The sequence below is a fragment of the Acinetobacter oleivorans DR1 genome, from assembly GCF_000196795.1.
Classification (GTDB): domain Bacteria; phylum Pseudomonadota; class Gammaproteobacteria; order Pseudomonadales; family Moraxellaceae; genus Acinetobacter; species Acinetobacter oleivorans.
Genome location: NC_014259.1, coordinates 1,835,740 through 1,857,942, shown reverse-complemented (window position 1 = coordinate 1,857,942; position 22,203 = coordinate 1,835,740). Strand labels below are relative to the sequence as shown.

General features: G+C 40.0%; 18 protein-coding genes. 8 read left to right on the top strand and 10 right to left on the bottom strand.

The window, feature by feature from the left end; all coding sequences use genetic code 11:
* Position 1: 1 nt before the first annotated feature.
* The 6 genes from AOLE_RS08765 to AOLE_RS08740 form a co-directional block, all read right to left on the bottom strand.
* On the bottom strand, positions 2–565 hold the full coding sequence (locus AOLE_RS08765) for a cysteine dioxygenase family protein (protein WP_013197711.1): 564 nt from the start codon (positions 563–565) through the stop codon (positions 2–4).
* A 2-nt stretch (positions 566–567) separates the two neighbouring features.
* Positions 568–1,560, bottom strand: coding sequence for an ABC transporter substrate-binding protein (locus tag AOLE_RS08760; RefSeq protein WP_013197710.1), 993 nt, complete (start codon positions 1,558–1,560; stop codon positions 568–570).
* A gap of 17 nt (positions 1,561–1,577) precedes the next feature.
* A complete protein-coding gene (locus AOLE_RS08755) occupies positions 1,578–2,666 on the bottom strand; it encodes an LLM class flavin-dependent oxidoreductase (RefSeq protein WP_013197709.1) in 1,089 nt (362 codons plus the stop codon).
* 202 nt (positions 2,667–2,868) lie between these two features.
* Positions 2,869–3,765, bottom strand: coding sequence for a LysR family transcriptional regulator (locus AOLE_RS08750; RefSeq protein ID WP_013197708.1), 897 nt, complete (start codon positions 3,763–3,765; stop codon positions 2,869–2,871).
* Between the two features lie 305 nt (positions 3,766–4,070).
* Positions 4,071–4,865 carry a TorF family putative porin gene (locus AOLE_RS08745; protein ID WP_013197707.1) on the bottom strand — a complete coding sequence of 265 codons (795 nt, stop codon included), beginning with the start codon at positions 4,863–4,865 and terminating at the stop codon, positions 4,071–4,073.
* Positions 4,866–4,946: 81 nt separating this feature from the next.
* Positions 4,947–5,861, bottom strand: coding sequence for a LysR family transcriptional regulator (locus AOLE_RS08740; RefSeq protein WP_013197706.1), 915 nt, complete (start codon positions 5,859–5,861; stop codon positions 4,947–4,949).
* A 100-nt stretch (positions 5,862–5,961) separates the two neighbouring features.
* Here AOLE_RS08740 and AOLE_RS08735 point away from each other — a divergent pair, with 100 nt between their 5' ends.
* The 8 genes from AOLE_RS08735 (at position 5,962) to AOLE_RS08700 (ending at position 15,058) form a co-directional block, all read left to right on the top strand.
* Positions 5,962–7,068: a muconate/chloromuconate family cycloisomerase gene (locus AOLE_RS08735; protein WP_023274222.1), complete on the top strand. Its 1,107-nt coding sequence runs from the start codon at positions 5,962–5,964 to the stop codon at positions 7,066–7,068.
* Positions 7,069–7,091: 23 nt separating this feature from the next.
* Entirely contained in the window at positions 7,092–7,382 is a 291-nt protein-coding gene (catC, locus tag AOLE_RS08730; protein ID WP_003651954.1) for a muconolactone Delta-isomerase, read from the top strand.
* A gap of 161 nt (positions 7,383–7,543) precedes the next feature.
* Positions 7,544–8,464 (top strand): catechol 1,2-dioxygenase, encoded by a 921-nt coding sequence (gene catA, locus AOLE_RS08725; protein ID WP_013197704.1) that lies wholly within the window; start codon positions 7,544–7,546, stop codon positions 8,462–8,464.
* A 135-nt stretch (positions 8,465–8,599) separates the two neighbouring features.
* A complete protein-coding gene (locus tag AOLE_RS08720) occupies positions 8,600–9,271 on the top strand; it encodes a 3-oxoacid CoA-transferase subunit A (protein WP_013197703.1) in 672 nt (223 codons plus the stop codon).
* Between the two features lie 18 nt (positions 9,272–9,289).
* Positions 9,290–9,940, top strand: coding sequence for a 3-oxoacid CoA-transferase subunit B (locus AOLE_RS08715; RefSeq protein WP_013197702.1), 651 nt, complete (start codon positions 9,290–9,292; stop codon positions 9,938–9,940).
* Between the two features lie 391 nt (positions 9,941–10,331).
* Complete coding sequence (gene pcaF / locus AOLE_RS08710) at positions 10,332–11,546, top strand: 3-oxoadipyl-CoA thiolase (RefSeq protein WP_013197701.1); 1,215 nt, start codon at positions 10,332–10,334, stop codon at positions 11,544–11,546.
* Positions 11,547–11,556: 10 nt separating this feature from the next.
* Positions 11,557–12,336 carry a 3-oxoadipate enol-lactonase gene (gene pcaD / locus AOLE_RS08705; protein ID WP_013197700.1) on the top strand — a complete coding sequence of 260 codons (780 nt, stop codon included), beginning with the start codon at positions 11,557–11,559 and terminating at the stop codon, positions 12,334–12,336.
* Between the two features lie 259 nt (positions 12,337–12,595).
* Complete coding sequence (locus AOLE_RS08700) at positions 12,596–15,058, top strand: penicillin acylase family protein (protein WP_013197699.1); 2,463 nt, start codon at positions 12,596–12,598, stop codon at positions 15,056–15,058.
* 70 nt (positions 15,059–15,128) lie between these two features.
* Here the strand turns inward: AOLE_RS08700 and AOLE_RS08695 are convergent, their stop codons facing one another.
* From AOLE_RS08695 to tynA, 4 genes are all read right to left on the bottom strand, one after another.
* On the bottom strand, positions 15,129–16,616 hold the full coding sequence (locus AOLE_RS08695; RefSeq protein WP_013197698.1) for an NAD-dependent phenylacetaldehyde dehydrogenase: 1,488 nt from the start codon (positions 16,614–16,616) through the stop codon (positions 15,129–15,131).
* A 44-nt stretch (positions 16,617–16,660) separates the two neighbouring features.
* A complete protein-coding gene (locus AOLE_RS08690) occupies positions 16,661–18,268 on the bottom strand; it encodes a GMC family oxidoreductase (RefSeq protein WP_013197697.1) in 1,608 nt (535 codons plus the stop codon).
* A gap of 66 nt (positions 18,269–18,334) precedes the next feature.
* Entirely contained in the window at positions 18,335–19,552 is a 1,218-nt protein-coding gene (locus tag AOLE_RS08685) for a hypothetical protein (RefSeq protein WP_081399306.1), read from the bottom strand.
* Positions 19,553–19,696: 144 nt separating this feature from the next.
* The gene (gene tynA / locus AOLE_RS08680; protein ID WP_081399140.1) at positions 19,697–22,012 is read right to left on the bottom strand and encodes a primary-amine oxidase; all 2,316 of its coding nucleotides are present in this window, start codon (positions 22,010–22,012) and stop codon (positions 19,697–19,699) included.
* Positions 22,013–22,203 lie beyond the last annotated feature (191 nt).

Genomic DNA, 22,203 nt, shown 5'->3' with positions numbered 1-22,203 from the left:
ATTAATGTTCCTGATTTGAATAACCTGAAATAAAACGCTTTGCTGTGCCATCTAAAGCAAAGGTATAGCGTTCTACTTTGCCAATATCTGCACCATAAATGTGGATGCTAATTGAAACCTGATCGGACAGCGCATTACTCACTTGATGCACATCACCCGAAGCTGGAGTAAAAAAATCAATTTCGCCAACTTTTAAATAATCTGGTTCACCTGTGATCTCAAAATGCCCTAATGCATTTCTTTGATAGCGCTGTGAGATTTCTTCACCTTGCAGAACACCAACGACTCCCCAAACTTCATGATTATGGATTGGTGTAGTTTGTCCCTTATCCCATACAAAACTGACAATTGAAAAATGATCTTGCGGATCGCGATATAATAAAAACTGTTGATAGCGTTCAGGGTTCGGTTGCCGATAAGAGCCTGGCAACCAATCACTTAAATGCAGCAATCTACGAAACTCTGGAATAAAAGATTGTATGAGATCAACATCTTCTAATTGCTGTGAAATTCCATATTCTATTCTTTCAATCAATGGCTGGAGTACTTGTTGCAACTGACTCATCTTTATTTTTGCTCCACTTTAAAACCAGTATCAAATGAAGATGTCACATCAAACTTTTTATCAATCAGCTTATATTTGGTATAAAAATCGGCAGTTCCTTGAGAAACTTTGATCACTTCATTATCGATCGGCTCCCACGAGGCATTACGGCGTTTAAAAGCTTTTATTCCCACATCTTCTGGTAGTCCAGTGATTTTGGCATAAGCTTTACCAAACTCATCCCCATGTTGTCCCGCCCAAGCTTGTGACTCTTTTAAACGATAGATGAAATCTTGAATTGCCACACGTTTGCTCTGATCCTTTAAAGATTTATCCGTGGCTGCTAAAAAGGTATAACCTGAATACAAACCACGACCATTAACCACAACACGAAAATGATCCTTGAGCTCAGCATATGCCGTATATGGATCCCATACCACCCAAGCATCTACTGAACCATTGGCAACAGCTAATTTTCCATCGGCAGGCGGTAAAAATTTAAACGTTACATCTTCAGGCTTCAGACCTTGTTGTTCTAGGGCCTTTAAAGTTAGAAGATGACTAATTGAGCCTTTATTAAATGCTAAACTTTTACCCTTTAAATCTTTGGCAGACTTAATTGGACTATTCTGCGGCACTAAAATAGCGACTGGATATGGATCTGCTTTATACACGGCAATAGCCTTGGCTGTTCCCCCATTAGAATTGGCAAAAATAAACGGTGCATCACCCAAATAACCAATATCAATCGCATCTACTTTTAATGCTTCTGCAACTGGTGCAGCAGCTGGAAATTCATACCAATTGATTTTATATGAGACATTTTTTAAAGCACCAGATGCTTCAAGCTGTGCACGCATATTGCCTTTTTGATCACCAATATTGAGCACAACCTGCCCCTTATTTGCTTTGACTTCAGATGCCTGAGCATGTTCAGGTGAAGTCTCTTTTTTTGTACAACCGACTAAAATTGCTGTTGTAAAAACACCCAATAAAATTTTGCCATAGTGATTCATTATTATTTCCTTTCAGATTAGGCCGAGATCAGCTGTTGCTGTTGATCATATTTTTCTGTTTTTTCACGGATTTGGGGCAATAGCTCTCGACCATAATCAATTGCGTCCTGAACAGGATCAAACCCACGTATCAATACGCTATGAATACCAAGTTTGTAATACTGCAAAATAGACTCTGCAACTTGTTCAGGGGTCCCCACTAATGCCGTGGAGTTATAACTGCCCTGAACTAAAGAAGTGATACCAGTCCATAAATTGGTATCTAAACGTTCGCCTTGACCCGCTGCTGCAAGTAAACGTTGCCCACCCGTACTTTGTGGTTTTTTTCTGGCAGCTTGTAAGCCAAAATTTTCTAATTGTTTTTTAGATAATTGATAAATTTCTTGCGCTTTTTCCCAAGCTCTAGACTCACTATCAGCAATAATTGGACGAAATGAAATGTTGTAATCAAGTTGGCGCTCATGTTGTGCTGCCAACTGATTTAGTGTTTCAACCTGCTCTTGGGCCCCCGCTAGAGGCTCTCCCCAAAGCGCAAAAATATCAACCTGTTTTGCGGCAACTTGTAAAGCTTCTATTGAAGAACCGCCAAAATAAATCGGTAAGTGTGTTTGGAGTGGTTTAATTTCAGAATAAGCATCTACTACATGGTAATAATCACCTTCATAGCTAAAAGGTTCTTGGCTATACCATGTTTTTTGTACAACTTCGATGAACTCGGCACTACGTGCGTAGCGTTCTTGTTTATTTAAAAAATCTCCATCTTTTTTCTGATCGATATCACTCCCGCCAGAAATAACATGTAGTGCTAAACGTCCATCCGTCAACTGATCCAAGGTTGCCAATTTACGGGCTGCCAATGTTGGAGAAACAAAGCCCGGACGATGTGCTAGTAAAAATTTTATTTTAGACGTATGTGCTGCAGCATAGGCTGTCACTAAAAAACCATCAGCCTGATCCGACCAATAGCCACATAGAATACGGTCAAAACCAGCCTGTTCATGTGCCTGAGCAATTTTGACAATATAATTTTTATCAAAAGTTTTCGTCGCTGGAATAATTTCAGATGCCTCACGGTGCCAGATCATTCCTAAAATTTGAATTGCCATATTTAAACCCGATGTATTTTTTATAAGAATACGGCAGGTCTTAATATGTTAAAAACAAATATTAAATATATAATAATATTAAAATATGGAATACTAGCAGAATGAGTAGTGCTCAAAACATTGCGGACGTCAACGAAAGCGTTATCTTCAATTAATACTTTTTATATTGATTATGCTCAATAAAATTTCTTGATATTTTATTTCATCCCCATCCTAGTATGCTCTGTACTTTGCGGCTCATCTCTTGGCAAATTGATTGATAGACTTCATTCAAATCGGGTTGAATCATATAAAAAAGTTGCACTGATAAATTGAAGTCAGTAAGTTCAATTGAGGTAAGTTGAGCAGCATAAATACTCTTTTCAAAAACTTCTTTAGGTAATAACCCTACTCCAAGACCTTGAGCCAATAAATTCATCTGCAAATTGGTTCCTGTAACCTCAATTTTTATATTAGGTAACTGATTCAATTTATGGTATTCCGATACAAGATATTGGCGAAAACCACACCCTTCAGTATTAATAATCCATCCTAAAGACTGACAATCGGCAAGATGCTGAACAGACATCTTTTTTAATTTTTTAGAAACCGTGGGCACAATTTGTAACTGACCTAAAATTTCCATGTTTATCTGGTCATTCTGCCCATAAGTTTGGGCTGTTGTTGAAAAAATACAATCTAGCTTTTTTTCTTTAAATTTATCTAATAAATCGATACCCCAACCTGTGCTAATTTCTAAGTTTAATGTGGGATAACTTTGCTTTAAGTCTTCTAAAATACCTGACAAGATCGTGTCTGATAGACTTGTCGCAATACCAATCCGTAAGTTTTGGGTCGATAATTTATAGCTGTTCACTAGTTGCCCTAATGCATCTATTTCAGCAGTAACCTGTGCACACTGCTCAAAAATTTGAAATCCTAGCTGAGTCAATTTTAGAGGGCGTGTATTACGGTCAAAAAGTTGTAATCCCAAATCTGATTCTAGATTTTGGATCCTTCTAGTAATAGCAGGTTGTGAAATACCTAATTGCTGGGCAGCCAGACTGGTAGATTGAACATTGACAAAACAAACAAAAGCTTCAATATCTTCAATTTTCATAATAGCTTAGGACAAGATTTATAAGTAAAGGTTATATCCAATTATGATGTTTTTTTATGGAATAAACAGTAGCCTACTATTCATTTTATTTCATATCATCAATATTGAATTTAATAAAAGTCCATATAAGTTTTAGGATAAAAATTACGAGAAGCTTTCAAACTTATGCTGAGTTCAATCGCAGTTATTCTCAATTCAGCCGTAATTAACTTAAAAATAAATAGAAATTCAGTTTTAACTACGTTTGGAAGTTTAAATTTAAAGATGCCCAAGCGCAGTTAAAAGCCATTATTGTTAAATCTAATTTAAAATACTTTTTTTACAGAGACTGTAAAAGTCGAATCAATTGGATTTGAAACAGGCGCACCAGATTCTCCATTACTATACTTTTTATAGTAGTCATTTTTATCCCATGCTTTTGTATACGCTAGTCCTGTAGTCCAGCCATCACCTAAATCTTTAACGAGTTCAGCTTTAACATCTTGAAAATTAGATTCTGAAAAGTTTTTGATCCTTTCATAGCCATAGTGAGCGCCAAAAGTCCAGGTGTCATTAATCGGCTGGGTAAAGTTAAGATCTAAATAACTTGAACCTCTCGACCTTTTACCAGCAGGTCCACCCATGGTTTTAGAGTTATATCCAGCATAATCTGGTGTGTAAGTCACAAAGTATTTGAGGCTTAAAGGACCATAGCCAATTTGAGGTACGATTTCACCATAGTTATAACTACTACTCCCTGTTTCTGGTGTACTTTTCGCGCCTGGGTAGTAGTAGTAAAAAACCGACATCCCAATTGAAAATTTATCGATTGTTTTTAAATAACCTGTATAAAAATCCCATTCAACCGAGGCATTTCGCAAATAATTAGAGCTTACACTTGATGCCCAAGTCCCGACAAAAAAACCATTCGGGTTGGCATAATCCAGTCCACCTTGCAAAGCAGGTTTACCCCAAGTTTGTTGAAACCCACGTGAAATATATTGGCTAGCAAAAGTAACATTCGCGCTATATGGAGAAGTTTTTTCTTGTTCGTTTAATTGTTCAGCATGTACAACACAGGTAGACATAATGAGAGAAGCTACGCCTAAAATTTTTCTCATCTATTAATTCCTTTTAAATATTACCTATAATCTTAAAGTTTTAAAATAACATGATAATTCAATTTAAAACGTATTAAAAAGTTATAAATTTAGATTTCTCGACACTTCTTCTTCGCTATAAATCTCTTCAATACAATCTAAAATTTTAGGAATATAAGAACTTTGGTCCATGTTACGCATCGATAGAGAAATGGGACTATAAGCTTCTAAATCTAAGATATTTAAATAAGTTAGATTCTTCATTCCAATATCACAGGCACTTTCTGGAATAATACAAATACCCTCGCCCGAAGCCACCAAACCAAGCGCCATGTGAATTTCTCGTACTTCGGTCAGCTTGGCTGGTATTAAACCTAACTTGGTAAATAAAGCTTGAATAGTGGTCGAAAAATTAGGCTTAGGTGTCGTTGGATAAGAAAAAATCGTCTCATTGATAATTTGAGATAGGTAAATTCCTGAATCTTGAAATTCACTTAATGGATGCTTTTTATGAATCGCGAGTTTTAATTTTTCTTTGCGAAGTAAAAGCCTTTTTATCGCTGGATCACTAATGGGTAAGCGACCAAAACCTAAATCGATTTTACCTAACTTTAAAGCCTCAACCTGATCTCGTGTGCCACATTCAATAAGCTCGACATGAATGTCAGGATTCTTTTGTCTAAATAGATAAATGACCTGTGGTAAACGCCCATACAGAAGTGAACTGACATAGCCAACTTTGACAATGTTTTCGACCAGCTTCATTTTTTTAGCCATGGAAGCAGCTTGAGCAGTATGCGTTAAAATTTGAACGGCATGTTGGTAAAAAAACAGCCCTGCTTCCGTCACTTTTAATGGACGTGAGCCTTTCACAAACAAATCAATGTCTAATTCTTCTTCTAGTTTTTTGATTTGACGCGTGAGTGGTGGCTGGGCAATAAAAAGCTTCTCAGCCGCTTTAGTCAGACTTTGTTCTTCCACAACGGTAACAAAATAACGTAGATGTCTTAATTCCATTAATATACCTTTTTAGTATCTTAAAATACCGTTCTATATCTATTTTAGGCTATTACATTCTTCTATGGTATGTAAACAAGTTCGTAATAGTTGAAACTTCATGTATAGAACCATAGAAACCATACTTGTGGATATTCCAACTATCCGTCCTCACCAGCTGTCTGTGACTACAATGCGTACTCAGACTTTGGTGCTCGTTAAAATTACGACTACGGATGGTATTGTCGGCTGGGGTGAAGCGACCACCATTGGTGGACTGAACTATGGTGAAGAAAGTCCTGAAAGTGTCAAAGCCAATATTGATACTTACTTTGCACCATTACTCGCATCAGTTAAAGATTTAAATGTGGCTCAAACACTAAAACTGATTCGTAAGAATATTAATGGTAACCGTTTCGCGAAATGTGCCATTCAGACCGCTCTACTTGATATTCAGGCAAAACGTTTAGGCGTGCCGTTAAGTGAAGTTTTAGGTGGCCGTCTGCGTAATAGTTTACCTGTACTTTGGACGCTCGCGTCTGGTGATACAGAAAAAGATATTGCTGAAGCTCGAAAAATGATTGAGTTGAAACGTCATAACACGTTCAAACTCAAAATCGGTGCACGCCATTTGCAACACGATGTTGATCATGTGATTGCAATTAAAAAAGCACTAGGTGCAGATATTAGTGTACGTGTTGACGTAAATCGTGCATGGTCAGAGCTGGAATGTATTCAAGGTATTCAACAGCTACAAGATGGCGGGATTGATTTAATTGAACAGCCTTGTGCTATTCAAAATACTGAAGCACTTGCGCGTTTAACACGTCGTTTTGATGTCGCAATCATGGCGGACGAAGCTTTAACTGGTCCTGACAGCGCATACCGTATTGCAAAAAGTCATGGTGCAGATGTATTTGCCGTGAAAATTGAACAATCAGGAGGTCTGATCGAGGCATGTGAAGTTGCCAAGATTGCAGGTTTGGCTGGAATCGATCTTTATGGCGGCACTATGCTTGAAGGCCCTGTAGGTAGCATCGCTTCTGCTCACGCATTTGCAACCTTTGAAACATTAGCGTTTGGTACTGAATTATTTGGTCCGTTATTGCTTACCGAAGAAATTTTGAAAGAACCGCTACGTTACGAAAACTTTGAATTGCACTTGCCAACGGCTCCGGGCTTAGGCATTGAAATTGATGAAGATAAAGTCGAGAAGTTACGTCGTTAAGGCAACAGGATAAGGAGTTTCCCATGTTATTTCATGTACGTATGGATGTGCATATTCCACTCGATATGCCAGCCGACAAAGCAAATGAAATTAAGGCCGTTGAAAAGGCTTATTCGCAAGATTTACAACGCCAAGGTAAATGGCGTCACATCTGGCGAGTTACAGGCCAGTACTCAAACATCAGTATTTTTGATGTTGAGAGCAATGAAGAGTTGCACAACATTTTACAAGGATTACCTCTCTATCCTTATATGAACATCGAAGTGATGGCACTTAATCGTCACCCTTCTTCTGTTCGTGATGATGATTCGTAATCTAAGAAAATAGTTTGAGTGTGTGGTCTGAAGCACATTCAAAAACTAAATATATTTATTCAGAAGGTAACAAGGAACGTGGCGGCACTTATTCGCTAGCAAAACAACATGCCCGCAGCGCTGCCACCCAAAACCGTATTGCATACTTAAGGAGTTTTAGTATGAACCGTCAACAAATTGATGCGCTTGTAAAACAAATGAATGTCGACACTGCAAAAGGCGAAGTTGATGCACGTGTTCAACAAATTGTAGTGCGCCTTCTCGGGGATTTATTTCAAGCCATCGAAGATTTAGACATCCAACCTTCAGAAGTATGGAAAGGTTTGGAATATTTCACAGACGCAGGTCAAGCAAACGAACTTGGTCTTTTGGCAGCTGGCTTAGGTTTAGAGCACTATCTTGATTTACGTGCAGATGAAGCTGATGCAAAAGCTGGTGTTACGGGTGGCACACCGCGTACCATTGAAGGCCCACTTTATGTAGCTGGCGCGCCTGAAACCGTTGGTTTTGCTCGTATGGATGATGGCACTGAATCTGGCAAAATCGATACCTTAATTATTGAAGGTACGGTGACTGATACTGACGGCAATATCATTGAAAATGCTAAAGTTGAAGTATGGCATGCTAACAGTTTAGGTAACTATTCATTCTTTGATAAGTCTCAATCTGACTTCAACTTACGCCGTAGTATTTTGACTGATGCAGATGGTAAATATGTTGCATTAACCACAATGCCAGTAGGTTATGGTTGCCCGCCAGAAGGTACTACTCAGGCCCTTCTTAACAAATTAGGCCGTCATGGTAACCGTCCATCCCACGTTCACTACTTTGTTTCTGCACCAGGTTTCCGCAAGCTTACAACTCAATTCAACATTGAGGGTGATGAGTACTTATGGGACGACTTTGCCTTTGCAACTCGTGATGGCTTAGTGGCAACAGCAGTTGATGTAACTGACCCAGCTGAAATCCAACGCCGTGGTTTAGATCACGCTTTCAAACACATCACATTTAACATCGAACTTGTTAAAGATGCCGCTGCTGCTCCTTCAACTGAAGTTGAACGCCGTCGCGCTAGCGCTTAATTGAAAGTGTATGTGAGTTAAAAGTTCGCTTTTGACTCACAAAATTTATTCCATTTATTACTACCATTAAGAATTTAAATAAATTTTTAGCGGTAGTAATAACATCACGTTACCTCATGCTCTAAGGTTTCTCACATGATTGACAAAAGTAAGTCCTCTCTTAGCGAGGTACTATCGCAGATTAAAGATGGCGCGACCATCCTGATTGGTGGTTTCGGTACCGCAGGACAACCCGCTGAACTCATTGATGGACTGATTGAACTCGGTGTTAAAGATTTAACGATTGTTAGTAATAACGCCGGTAATGGCGATTATGGTCTGGCTAAACTGCTTAAGGCTGGTTCAGTTAAAAAAGTGATCTGTTCTTTCCCACGTCAGTCAGACTCTTATGTTTTTGATGAATTGTATCGTGCCGGAAAGGTCGAGCTTGAAGTTGTTCCGCAAGGTAATCTGGCTTGCCGTATTCAGGCAGCAGGTATGGGACTTGGTGCTGTGTTTACCCCAACAGGCTTTGGAACACTTCTAGCTGAAGGCAAAGAAACTCGCCAGATTGATGGTAAAGATTACGTACTCGAATATCCAATCAAGGCGGACTTTGCCTTGATTAAAGCTTACAAAGGCGACCGCTGGGGCAATCTGGTTTACCGTAAATCTGCACGTAACTTTGGTCCGATTATGGCCATGGCTGCTGATGTCACCATTGTTCAGGTGTCTGAAGTGGTTGAGCTAGGTGGATTAGATCCAGAGCACATCATCACCCCAGGTATCTTTGTACAGCACGTTGTACAAGTACAGCCCGCACAGTAAGCAATAAGGAGAAATAACATGAGCTACCAGAAACTCAGCCGTGACCAGATTGCAAAACGTGTGGCACAAGATATTCCAGATGGCGCCTATGTGAATTTGGGCATTGGCTTACCAACCAAGATCGCAAGCTACCTACCTAACGATAAAGATATTTTCCTTCATTCTGAAAATGGCCTGTTGGCTTTTGGCCCACCACCAGCGGCAGGTGAAGAAGACCCTGAACTAATTAATGCGGGTAAAGAATTTGTGACCATGCTTGAAGGCGGCAGCTTTTTCCACCATGGCGACTCCTTTGCGATGATGCGTGGTGGTCACCTTGATATTGCCGTGCTTGGCGCATTTCAGGTTGCCGCGAATGGTGACTTAGCAAACTGGCATACGGGTGCTCCAGATGCGATTCCTGCGGTAGGTGGTGCGATGGATTTAGCTGTAGGTGCTAAAAAAGTATTTATCACCACAGATCATGTGACCAAGCAAGGTGAACCAAAGATTGTGGCTGAGCTGACTTACCCAGTTACAGGTAAACACTGTGTTGATCGTATTTACACTGACCTGTGTGTGATTGACGTGACTAAAGATGGTTTAAAGGTGATTGAGAAAGTTGAAGGTCTTAGCTTTGATGAGTTGCAGGCTTTAACAGGTGCAACTTTGATTGATGCCACGAATTAAGTTTGTAAATGATGTAGTCGCTACAGTTAATAAATAGCATCACGGCCTTGAATTACATTGATATTCAAAAGCCTTTTGTATAGGCAATACCTTACTTTTCAAAGATGAAAAGTAACAAAAATCTATGTTGAACAGAGGAGGCTTCCTTGCCTCCCTGTCCAACGGGTGACATCCATGTCACCTGTCACGATAGCAAACTGCTAGCGGATACGAGGTGGCGACATGGATGTCGCCTCGTTGCTCAGCACAACAGGGATGTTGTGTCTGCGTAACAAAGGGTTTTGTCACTTTTGCCCTGTCAAAAGTGAGGCATTGCCTCTGCAAAGGAAGAATGGATAAACCCATCATTTGTGGCAATGACAGCAACAGATTTCAAAATGGAAATGTAAGAATGAAAAACGCTTATATCATCGATGCCATCCGTACTCCATTCGGCCGTTATGCCGGTGGCCTTGCACCTGTCCGTGCCGATGACCTTGGCGCTGTGCCGATTAAAGCACTCATGCAGCGCAACCCGAATGTAGATTGGGAACAGGTCGATGATGTGATCTATGGCTGTGCGAATCAAGCCGGTGAAGATAACCGTAACGTGGGCCGTATGTCAGCACTGCTTGCAGGTTTACCATATCAGGTGCCAGCAACCACTATTAACCGTTTGTGTGGTTCATCACTCGATGCGATTGCCATTGCTGCACGTGCTATTAAAGCAGGTGAAGCGAACTTGGTGATTGCAGGTGGTGTGGAAAGTATGAGCCGTGCACCGTATGTGATGGGTAAGTCAGACAGTGCTTTTGGTCGTACCCAAAAGATTGAAGACACCACCATGGGATGGCGTTTCATTAACCCTAAACTTAAAAAATTGTATGGTGTAGACACCATGCCCCAGACTGCCGAAAACGTCGCTGAACAGTTTAACGTGAATCGTGCAGATCAGGACCAGTTTGCCTTGGTGAGCCAACAACGCACCGCAAGCGCGCAAGCCAAAGGCTTTTTTTCTAAAGAAATCGTGGCAGTTGAAATCCCTCAGCGTAAGGGGGATGCTGTTGTGATTGATACCGATGAACATCCACGTGCATCAACCACCCTTGAAGCTTTAAGCAAACTTAAACCGGTTGTCAAAGCAGATGGTTCTGTGACTGCGGGGAATGCTTCAGGTATTAATGATGGTGCAGCAGCTCTACTGATTGCTTCTGATGAGGCAGTTCAGGCCTACAACCTCAAACCACGTGCCAAGATCATTGCTTCAACAGCAGTGGGTGTAGAACCACGCATTATGGGTTTTGCCCCAGCCCCAGCGATTAAAAAATTACTGAAACAAGCCAACCTGACTTTAGATCAGATGGATGTGATTGAGCTGAATGAAGCCTTTGCTGCACAAGCTTTGGCAGTGACCCGTGATTTAGGTTTGCCAGATGATAGCAACAAAGTAAATCCAAACGGTGGTGCAATTGCTTTGGGTCATCCACTTGGTGCATCAGGTGCACGCTTAGTCACTACAGCTTTAAACCAGCTTGAGCAAACAGGCGGACGCTATGCCTTATGTTCAATGTGTATTGGTGTAGGCCAAGGCATCGCATTGATTATTGAACGTGTTGAAGCACTTTAAGGAGAAACAAATGCCATCTTTTCAATCTGCCGATGCACAAATTAACTATCAAACTTTTGGCGAACCGTCGTCCCCTGCTCTGGTGTTTTCCAATTCTTTGGGCACCAATTATGGTATGTGGCAAAAACAGTTTAATGAGTTAAAAGATCAATTTTTTGTGATCTGCTATGACACTCGTGGTCACGGTTCATCATCTACGCCTGACGGTCCATATACTGTAAAGCAATTAGGTGAAGATGTTGTCCGTTTACTGGATCATCTGAATATTAGCAAAGCTGCTTTTTGTGGAATTTCTATGGGTGGTTTAACCGGTCAATGGCTTGCGATTCACTACCCTAACCGTTTTAGTCATGTGGTTGTGGCAAATACTGCCGCTAAAATTGGACAAGAACAGGCATGGCTTGACCGTGCAAAATTAGTACGTGAGCAAGGTTTACAACCGATCGCAGCTACAGCAGCTTCGAGATGGTTTACAGATCCCTTTATCCAAAGTCATGCTTCAATTGTCAACAACCTGTGTAACGACTTAAGTGCTGGCAGCGCAATGGGTTATGCCAATTGTTGTGAGGCTTTGGCTAAAGCGGATGTCCGTGAGCAGTTAAAAGACATCAAAATTCCTGTATTAGTCGTTGCTGGAACTCAAGATCCTGTAACAACCGTTTCAGATGGTGAATTTATGCAGCAACGCATTCCACAATCAAAACTTGCAGAAATAGATGCCTCTCATATTTCCAATGTAGAACAATCAGAAGCTTTTAATAAAATCCTAAAAGATTTTTTAGTGAGCTAATTCCGCTTTCTTAAAATTTATTCATTTCTAAAAAGGCCAATCATGGCCTTTTTTATTCTCTCAAAATAGAAAACACCATAACTTGTTCGAGAAGGTATAAATATATACCTCAAATGTAATGGAAAATTACATGGATAAATAACAGTATTTTAAATTCATGAACAGGGCTTGTTCATCAGTGACGTGAATCTAAGAAGATTCTTAAATCGTTCACTTCTACATCATAATGAAAGTAAGGATATCTAAATTGAACATACCTATGCTGAATTCTCGGCCTCACCCTACACGCCCTTTAATTAAATATGGAACATTACTTTTAGGCGCACTTTTAGCGGGTTGTAATTCTTCATCAAGTTTAGACTCAACACCAACACAAAAGCAGATCACGATTAAGCGTGATAAATTCGGTACTCCTCATGTATATGCAAATGATACCTATGGGCTTTTCTACGGTTATGGCTATTCGGTAGCGACCGATCGATTATTCCAGATGGAAATGTCAAAACGTACAGGACAAGGTACGGTTGCTGAGGTCCTCGGCCCCGACTATCTTCAATATGATATTGCGACGCATAGCCGTTTTGACCCAGAAAATATTAAGCAGCAACTCGCCGCGCTCTCACCAGAAGACCGAGCAATTTTTGAAGGTTATGCCGCAGGTTTTAGTAAACGGGTTAAAGAGGTTTTAGCAGATCCAGCTCTTATGCCTAAAGAGTTCACAGATCATGGTTTTAAACCATCAACATGGCAACCAGAAGATATTGCTATGGTTTGGGTAGGCTTAATTTTGAATCGCTTCTTTTCAGCCAGTTCTGAAGTATCAAATTTAGATTTGCTCACGCAACTGCAAAAAGAAAAAGGCCAAGAAGAAGGTCTTAAAGTCTATCAACAATTACGTTGGCTAAATGACCCAAGTGCTCCAACCATTATCCAATATGCACAAAAACCACAGCTTATAGCGCGTCAACAGCAAATACTTAAAGACATTAGCCCTATTTCAAACAAAGCAGCAAAAACCTATCTAGCGCAAGCTCGGATTGCTTTAGGCAAAAGTGTTGTAGATGGTGTACCTACCGCCAGTAATGCATGGGTCTTAAAAGGTGATAAGACTATTGAAGGCCAAGCAGTTTTATATAATGGCCCACAGCAAGGATGGTATACACCAGCAATCACCTACGATATTGGTTTACATGGAGCGGGCTATAATTTGACAGGTATTACTCCTGTTGGCTTACCTGCAATTTTATTTGGAACCAATGGCAAAATAGCATGGGGCTCTACGGTAGGCTCACTCGATACTAACGATGTTTACCAACTCACTCTAAATCCAAGCAATTCAAAAGAATATTTATACAAAGGAGCTTATATTCCATTTGAGCACAAGCAAGTAAAAATCAAAGTTAAAAATCAAGCAGACCATGTTTTAGATGTTTATAAGAGTAAACAAGGTTTTATAAGTACATGGGATGATAATAACCATACGGCGTATGCGCAAAAACGTAGCTGGGAAGGCGTAGAAATTGAAACTTTGTTAGGATGGGCAAATGCAGCGAAAGCCTCAAATTGGGATGAATTTCTTGCTCAAGCCAAACGTGTCGCAGCCTCTATCACTTGGTTCTATGCCGATACTAAAGATAATATCGGTGTTGCTGCTTTAGGTCGTTTACCTATTCGTCCTGAAAACCAACATATTCAGCTTCCAGCTAAAGGTGATGGTTCAATGGAGTGGCAAGGTTTTTATGACTTCTCGCATAACCCTAAAGAATACAATCCGCAAAAAGGTTATGTCACAAGCTGGAATAACAAAGCCTATGCTGGCTTACGCTCAGATTCGTCAAACTTTTCTTATGTAGATCGGGCGAATGAACTGATTGAACCTTTAAAAAGTAAACCAAAACTGAGTCAGCAAGAAATTTGGGAAATTAATAAAACAGCTGCATGGTCTGATTTAAATGCCCGTTATTTTGTTCCTTATATGATTCAAGCGGCACAAAGCCCTAATGCATCGCCATTAGCCAAAAAAGTCGCACCACTACTTGCCAGTTGGGATCTTAAATTACGCCCTGATAGTGAGGCGAAATATTATCAAGGTGCAGCACCAGCAATTACACGTGCATGGCTTAATCAAATGATTGAACTGGTACTCAAACCAAACCTTTCAGAAAATATTTATAAGCGTTATACCGATACGCTTTATCCAGTAAATAATGATCCACGAAGTGCACAGCCTGCGAGTGCTTCAAAATTAATCTGGAATGCCCTGCAAGGAAAACAGGCGAGTATTCCTCAACAAGTTGATTTCTTAAAAGGACAAACAGCAGATGAGGTTGTCTTAAAAGCTTTAGAAAATGCGTTGACTGAACTTTCAAAACAGTATCACTCTACTGACCCGAATGACTGGAAAATTCCAGTAGCAACGATGGGCTTTTCTAGCAAAAACTCCGTCGGTATTCCATGGGCTGCCCCATCACATGAACAACACCTTAGTACTTATGGAAATACGGGAAGTGCTACGTTTAGAGTGGTCTTAAATCCAAATCAAGTCACCATGTGTTCGATTTTGGCCCCAGGACAAAGTGGATTTATTAATCAAAATGGAAAACCTGATGTCCACTTTGCAGATCAGCTTCCTTTATTTGAAAGTTACAAGTGTAAAGATGATGCGGTGAGTCAAAAGGAAATCGACCAATCAACTCAACAAAGCATCACTTTAAACTACTAATGTTTTAGTCCAATTTTTATTTTAAAAGCTGAGGTTTGTTATTTATAAAGTGACAAACCTCTTTATTGGCTTAATACCGAATCATAACTGATTTTAATTCGGTGTAATCTTCAATAAATGCATCAGAAAACTCTCTGCCAATTCCTGAAGCTTTTACCCCGCCAAATGGAACAGATGGATCTAAGAACGTATGCATATTGACCCACAAGGTTCCTGCTTCAATTTTAGGAATTAAACGCAAAGCTTTAGATAAGTCATTTGTCCAGATACTAGCGGTTAAACCAAAGCGCGACTGATTCATCAGTTGAACGAGTTCTTCATCAGTTTCGAATGACATTACCCCAACTACTGGACCAAAAGTTTCCTCTGAAAATAAAGGATCATCCGTATTTTTGAAGGAAATCAAAGTCGGCTGTACAAAATACCCTGTCTGATCTAGAGCCGCACCACCAGCAATAATCTGATTGTTGGCTTTAGCCATATCTAAATAATGTTTCACTTTATTAAAATGTGGCTGATTAGAGAGTGGACCAAACATACTTCCTTCATCCATAGCCGATCCAATTTTAAAACTAGAGAGTGCTTTAGAGAGTTTCTCGACAAGTTCATCATGTTTTGTATGGTGTACAAAAAAACGCTCTGGAGATGCACAAACTTGGCCTTGATGTACAAAAGTTGCTTGCAACAAAGTTGGTAAAATCTCATCAATATTTGTATCTGCCAAAACAGCTATGGCATTTTTACCACCCAACTCCAGACTGACACGAGTTAAATCGCTGCTCATCGCGAGCTTACCAATGGCAATGCCTGTTGGTACCGAACCTGTAAACGAGACTTTCTTAACGAGCGGCGACTCAATTAAATATTGCCCTGTATCGCCCTTACCTGTAACCACATTAATTACACCAGCCGGAATACCTGCCTCAATGGCAAGTTCAGCTAAACGTAATAAAGATAAGCTGGCAAACTCACTTGGTTTAAGCACAATGGTACAACCAGTTGTTAAAGCTGAGCCGATTTTCCAAACACCAATCATGAGTGAAAAATTCCAAGGCACAATCCCTGCAACCACGCCAATAGGCTGTCTTAAAGTAAAGGCTGTATATTTCTCACCTTGCATAGAAGGAATAGACGGTTGCATGGTTTGACCATTAATTTTGGTTGCCCAACCAGCAAAATATCTTAAGAAAATAACAGATTGTGCAACTTCAAGATGACGGGAAATATTGATGAGTTTTCCAGTAGATAACGTCTCGAGCTGTGCAAGTTCTTCAGCATGTTGCTCAATTAAATCTGCCAACTTATTTAGTTTAACGCCACGTTCATACGGCGTCGTTTCAGCCCAAGCATTTTGAAAAGCATGTTCAGCACTTTTCACCGCACTTTCGACATCTTGTTGACTACCTATACTAATTTGAGCAACAACTTGTTCGGTCGATGGATTTACAATATCCACTTTATCTAAATGCTCAGCAACAACTAATTTTCCATTAATAAAATGTCCATGTTGACGTGCCATAAATTGTTGGACGCTTTCTAATATCTGAACTTCACTCATTTTCTTTTCCTCTTTTCATTTCTAAAATATTGTTATGACAGCAACTACGCGACCTGATTCAAAATAAAGTCTGCACCTCGTTCACCAATCATGATGGCAATTGCGTTAGTATTGCCGCTTGGAACTTGTGGGCAAATAGAACAATCCACCACACGTAAATTTTTAAAACCATGTACTTTAAGCGTCTGATCGGTGACCGAATCTTGCGGAGCATTGCCCATTTTGCAGCTACCTGCGGGGTGATAGACCGTTTTAATGTTCTGGCGCATCCATCGATCAATCGCTTCAATATCATCAGGATCGATATTTGCAGGCTCAATCACTTCTTTGACAATCGCTTTCAATGCTGGTTGTTGTAATAAGCGAAGTCCAGCCTGTACCGCACGGATATTTACATCAATATCTTCTTGATGGCCTAAATAATTAGGGTCAATAACAGGTAAATCTTTTGGATCTTTACTGCGTAAACGTAAAGTCCCACGTGCTTTTGGCTGTACATGTCCGACTTTAATGGTAAGGCCATGTGCCTGAGCCGCTGCTTTTTCACCTGGGGTATTATCGAAATTATCCAGCACAGGTAAAAAATGAAATTGGACATCAGGTCGACCATTGTTATTGGTGTCAATAAAACCACCACCTTCTAGAATATTGGTGGTTAGCAATCCTGAACGTGTAAAACACCATTGTAAAAAGTGTCGTACTGCGGTTAAACCTTGGTCTTCACCGAGCAGACTATTATTGGTTGTTACTGTCGCATTAACCGACATATGCAAATGGTCGTGAAAATTGTCACCTACAGGTAAGTCACGAATGCATTCTATTCCGAGTTCATCTAAATGCTGTTTTGGACCAATTCCCGAAAGTAATAAAACCTTAGGACTGCCAATTGCACCAGCACTCAGAATGACTTCTTTTTGAGCCTTTATCGTAATTGGTGATTTTCCGCCAACACTATAAGTCACCCCAGTAACCTGATCCCCTTGAGTTTCAATTTTATGTACTAAGGCATCCGTAATGACTGTAAGATCTGGGTGGTTTTCGACTGACTTTAAATAGGTTTTAGAAGTACTCGCCCTAGAACCGTTTTGAGTAGTAGTTTGATAAAACCCTACACCCGCCTGATCCCAACCATTAATATCATTGACATAATTCATCCCCATTTGTTGACCTGCTTTAATACAAGCAAGCGTTAAAGGATGGCGATAGCGGTTTTCACTGACAGGTAAAATGCCATCTTGTCCATGATATTCATCAGCAAGACTTTCATTTTTTTCTGCTTTCTTAAAAAAAGGCAGCACATCCTGATAAGACCACTGATTGCATCCCCATTCCGAAGCCCATAAATCATAATCCTGTCGTTGGCCTCGGCAATAGATCATGCCATTAACCGAGCTTCCACCTCCCAACACTTTTCCTTGTGCAAGGATCATTTCACGATGATTACAATATTTCTGCGGAACAGTCATGTATTGCCATGATTTTTGCTGGAATACTTTAACTACTGTTGCAGGTATAGTATGAAACATACTGCTATCGCGGCTTCCAGCCTCTAAAACAAGAACGCGCCCTGCCTTGGCTTCTAATAGTCGTGCTGCGACCACACAACCTGCTGAGCCAGCACCAATCACGATATAGTCATATTGTTGATCCATCTGATTTCATCCTAATTTTATTTCTATGAATGTACCGCCAATAAACACGATCTCCTTCGCTCTAATTTAATAGATGTATTGCAGAATCAACTGCGCATATACATTGGTCTTATCATCGTAGTTTTGAGTACCACCACTATGGATATCGTGTTTTGGTTTATAGAGTCCCACTAAAGGAATAACATTGAATTTTTTATTAACCGACCAGACCGAAAAAACATCCAGCTCATGTCCGTCTACATTAGTTAAAGACTTATTTACTGTTTTGAACTTATAGGCCAAAGCACCCAGCATAAAATTTTCTTTCAAGTTCATCATGTAAGAAACTTGATGAATATCTGCATTTTTATTGAATGGACCAGCATAGTTTCCGGCAACTTCACCCTGAAACCATGTGCCAAAGCCGACTGTATTTCCATAAAACATAGTGTCATATTGGTCTGAAAAATGACTAAAGCGGTAACCGAATGAAGGCGTATATTTTGAAGATAAAAAATTATAGTTCAGCGCTAAATAGCCAGCATTTTCGTGGCTATCTTTTTTATCTTGAACTACAAACTCAGTTTTAACTTGTAGCTCTGGTAAAGGTTGATAATTCAAACGTAAAGCATAATTTTTAAGGTCTTGTCGTCCTGAAACCTGTTCAGCATCTTCAAGGTCTAATACATTTAAATAAGTAAACCCAACGCCCTTATCTTTAAGCTGATACATCAGATCAGTCACAAAGAGTTTTGGGAAAAATTGTGCTTTATTGTCTGACTTTAAATAAGCCAGCTTTAACGTTGTATTCTCTTGCGGTTTGTATTGAAGCAAGCTTGTAAAATCAAAGCTTCGACGAGCTGCCAAATAATATGCTCCGCCCCGATCTAGTGTGCCGTCCGCAGGCGCTTTACCGAGATTTAATGCATCACCCGCAATAAAGAACCCATCACCAATCATGATATTTTGTCGACCGATACTTAAATCATAGGTCGTTAACTCATCTTTATTGGTACCGTCTTTAAAACCAATGATCCATTCATTCACATCCGTTTTACGTTCTTTGCCATTACTATTTTGGCCAGCGTCGCCATCACCAAATGTTGCCGAGCTAATACCGCTCAAGCTTGCATAGAGCTGATTGTTTTTAAAGGTATATTGCCCTTTAGCACCATATTTAAGATGACCTTCTTGCCAATTGACTCTTTCATCATCTAGGTTTTCGCCGTTATAGCTTTTACCGCTACTAAAAGCCCCAAAAGTTGCTTCAAAAGTTGGCTTAATTTCAAGCTCACCAGCATGCACAGTTGAAAAAAATGAGACAAAGAGAGTCCCTCTCACAACCTGAGAAAATAAATTTTTCATTGAGAAATTCCTTTTTTGCGAACTGCCTAACCGTGCTCAAGTGTGGGTAACCGATTCGTTACCCACTCTAGATCATGCACCCATTTAGTGATGGTCGTGCTGTGTGTTTTGCTCTTCTTCACCCAAGTTTAAAGTCGGGGTACTGTCAAAGAAGTTCCAAGGTTTGATGAGTGTATTCACCCATTCTGTTGGCATGATTGGCCACTCTTCAGCACGTGCCACATGGGTTGTTCCTGTTGTCATCCACACTACAAGGTCTTTATTTTCAATATTTTCATTGTTGCCAATGAATTGTCCTAACCCTGTGTCATGAGTTGAACGGTTTGAATATTTCCCTTCTGGATAGCGTTCGTCTGGGTTGTACTGAGTCACCCAAATTTGCTTATCCATAAAGTTCAAACGTTTAAATAACCATTCATCTTTAGAGAAATTGGCTCCTTTTGCCACAGGGTGTGTTCCACCTGCAAACGGAATGAGTTGGTAAGAAACTGGATTACCTAATTTATTTTCCTTATTGAAATTCGTGAGTAAACGAATGGTGGATGGATCAAATTTTTCAGCTGCATTTTGCTCATTCGTAATGACTTTACTGTCAATTTGCATTGAACTTGTACGAACACCGCCTTTGTCGTTGGCTTTCACTACAGGGTCCATATGCATAAAGCTGTTGTTTTCACCATCGACATCCATGTCTAAGCGGAAATTATAGATGTGCTGATGCGTTGTACCCACAATATTATGGTCAATTAAAGTTCCATATTTGGTGTCTTCTTTGGCAGTACTGTCATGCATGGTGCGTGATTTAACGCCTTTAACAGCTTCAATACCTGTTGCACCCGCATTAATCCCAATTACACCATTTTGGGCAAATACCCAGTCAAACATGTAATCGTAGTTTCCAACCGTACTAATCCAGCGAATGACAAGTTCACGGCGTGCTTCACTGGCATCTTGATTGCCAAAAATTTCGTGATGTTTATATTCAGGCCCAGCATAACGTTCAAACACAGCAATCGCATTTGGAATCACTTGTGGCTGGCCTTTGTAGTCTGCAATCACAGCATCAAGTAAAACAGCGTTGTCAGGTGCATCTGTTCCCGGAAGAATAGATGAGGTAAGTGTCCCCATACCATATTCGCCAGAGTCTAAATAGGATTTGAAGTACCATCCAATATCAGGGTCACCATATGGAACTACCATTCCACCCAAGTTCCCTTCATACATAACTTTACGCTTAACGCCTTTATCTTTATAGGTCACCGTTGAAAGCTGTAAGCCAACACGAGAATCTAAGGCCACATGCAAACACCAATTCCCCCAATGTATGGTTTGGCCAGTAATGCTAAAGTTCTTACCCTCAGGTTCAGTAATATTGAGTGGTTTTAGCTTACTTGCTACGGGCTTATTCGACATATAAGGTCGATTTGCCATCGGTACAGGAATGATTGCGCCTTCTTCAATCTTGATAATTTTTTCTTTATCTAAATCCACTACAGCAACTAAATTTTCAATTGGATGCGCCCAATAATTACCATCGCCTACATCGAGGTAAGCGACGACTTTTAATATATTGAGTTGTTTGTCCAGACCATCTTTACCGCCAAAATATCCAACAGTTAGTGGTGTAGCAATCACTTTCTTCACATCGGTAATGCCACGTTTCCGTAAAGCCTCCTGATATTCTTTACTTGTCTCAATTACACGCTGTACGGCTTCAAAATTATCGAGCAACACCATTCCATGAGTGTCTTTAAGTACATTCCATTTGGTGACTTGTTGAGTGTTAAGGTTAACTTCACCTTCAATCGCTTGACTCCCCTTTAATAAAATAAATGAGGCAATACGATCTTCTTTAAATTCTTTGTGATTAATAAAGTAATCCCAGACTTTGGCTTTTTCAGGTTCTTTAAGCTTTAACTCGGCAAAACGCATATTTTTATAGGCGTATTTCGAGCGATTAATCACATCAAAGGTCTTTTTAATTTCGTCAGAGTTTAGGCTATTGAGCGGGTGAAACGTATTTTCAATTTTAAAAGTTTGATCTAAACCAGACTGGAATACTTCATTAAAAAAGTCTTTTCCAATAACAGGCTTACCATCTTTGATTAGTAAAGGCACGCTGAGCTTGAAAGGTTTGCCGTTCACCAAAACCTGATCTGAATTGGGTTTAGCTCGAACCACCATAGAACCTTTGGTGATCATATAAGTATTGGTAAAATCGTCTTTGACAACTTTAGCGCCTTGCTCACTCATGTTTTGATAAAGTGAGACCATTTCGGCCTTGCCACCATGCGCAAACGCTTGAGTATTGAGTCCCCAAAAGCTTGCAGCGATTGATAAGTTAAGTGCCAGTATTTTTTGTATGTCATTCAATAATCGTTGTTTACGCATTGGTTTCATCCTTTTGGTCTATCCCTGAACTATCTGAATCAGACAGTTAAAATGCACTTTCCTGTGAGTGAAATTAATTAGATTAACTTAATAGTTTTATGATTATTAAGCTTATCTAGCCTGCTCTAATGAATTTAATTTCAACACAGTTACATAGGGCTAGCTTGTTCAAGAATGACGTCGAACTTGTCTAAAAATGA

What these genes read in the sequence shown, in the direction of transcription:
- AOLE_RS08695 (WP_013197698.1), bottom strand. Translation starts at nt 16,616, where the DNA reads ATGAGTGAAGTTCAGATATTAGAAAGCGTCCAACAATTTATGGCACGT.
- AOLE_RS08745 (WP_013197707.1), bottom strand. Translation starts at nt 4,865, where the DNA reads ATGAGAAAAATTTTAGGCGTAGCTTCTCTCATTATGTCTACCTGTGTT.
- catC (WP_003651954.1), top strand. Translation starts at nt 7,092, where the DNA reads ATGTTATTTCATGTACGTATGGATGTGCATATTCCACTCGATATGCCA.
- catA (WP_013197704.1), top strand. Translation starts at nt 7,544, where the DNA reads ATGAACCGTCAACAAATTGATGCGCTTGTAAAACAAATGAATGTCGAC.
- pcaF (WP_013197701.1), top strand. Translation starts at nt 10,332, where the DNA reads ATGAAAAACGCTTATATCATCGATGCCATCCGTACTCCATTCGGCCGT.
- AOLE_RS08690 (WP_013197697.1), bottom strand. Translation starts at nt 18,268, where the DNA reads ATGGATCAACAATATGACTATATCGTGATTGGTGCTGGCTCAGCAGGT.
- AOLE_RS08740 (WP_013197706.1), bottom strand. Translation starts at nt 5,861, where the DNA reads ATGGAATTAAGACATCTACGTTATTTTGTTACCGTTGTGGAAGAACAA.
- AOLE_RS08765 (WP_013197711.1), bottom strand. Translation starts at nt 565, where the DNA reads ATGAGTCAGTTGCAACAAGTACTCCAGCCATTGATTGAAAGAATAGAA.
- AOLE_RS08755 (WP_013197709.1), bottom strand. Translation starts at nt 2,666, where the DNA reads ATGGCAATTCAAATTTTAGGAATGATCTGGCACCGTGAGGCATCTGAA.
- pcaD (WP_013197700.1), top strand. Translation starts at nt 11,557, where the DNA reads ATGCCATCTTTTCAATCTGCCGATGCACAAATTAACTATCAAACTTTT.
- AOLE_RS08760 (WP_013197710.1), bottom strand. Translation starts at nt 1,560, where the DNA reads ATGAATCACTATGGCAAAATTTTATTGGGTGTTTTTACAACAGCAATT.
- AOLE_RS08735 (WP_023274222.1), top strand. Translation starts at nt 5,962, where the DNA reads ATGTATAGAACCATAGAAACCATACTTGTGGATATTCCAACTATCCGT.
- AOLE_RS08720 (WP_013197703.1), top strand. Translation starts at nt 8,600, where the DNA reads ATGATTGACAAAAGTAAGTCCTCTCTTAGCGAGGTACTATCGCAGATT.
- AOLE_RS08750 (WP_013197708.1), bottom strand. Translation starts at nt 3,765, where the DNA reads ATGAAAATTGAAGATATTGAAGCTTTTGTTTGTTTTGTCAATGTTCAA.
- AOLE_RS08700 (WP_013197699.1), top strand. Translation starts at nt 12,596, where the DNA reads ATGCTGAATTCTCGGCCTCACCCTACACGCCCTTTAATTAAATATGGA.
- tynA (WP_081399140.1), bottom strand. Translation starts at nt 22,012, where the DNA reads ATGAAACCAATGCGTAAACAACGATTATTGAATGACATACAAAAAATA.
- AOLE_RS08715 (WP_013197702.1), top strand. Translation starts at nt 9,290, where the DNA reads ATGAGCTACCAGAAACTCAGCCGTGACCAGATTGCAAAACGTGTGGCA.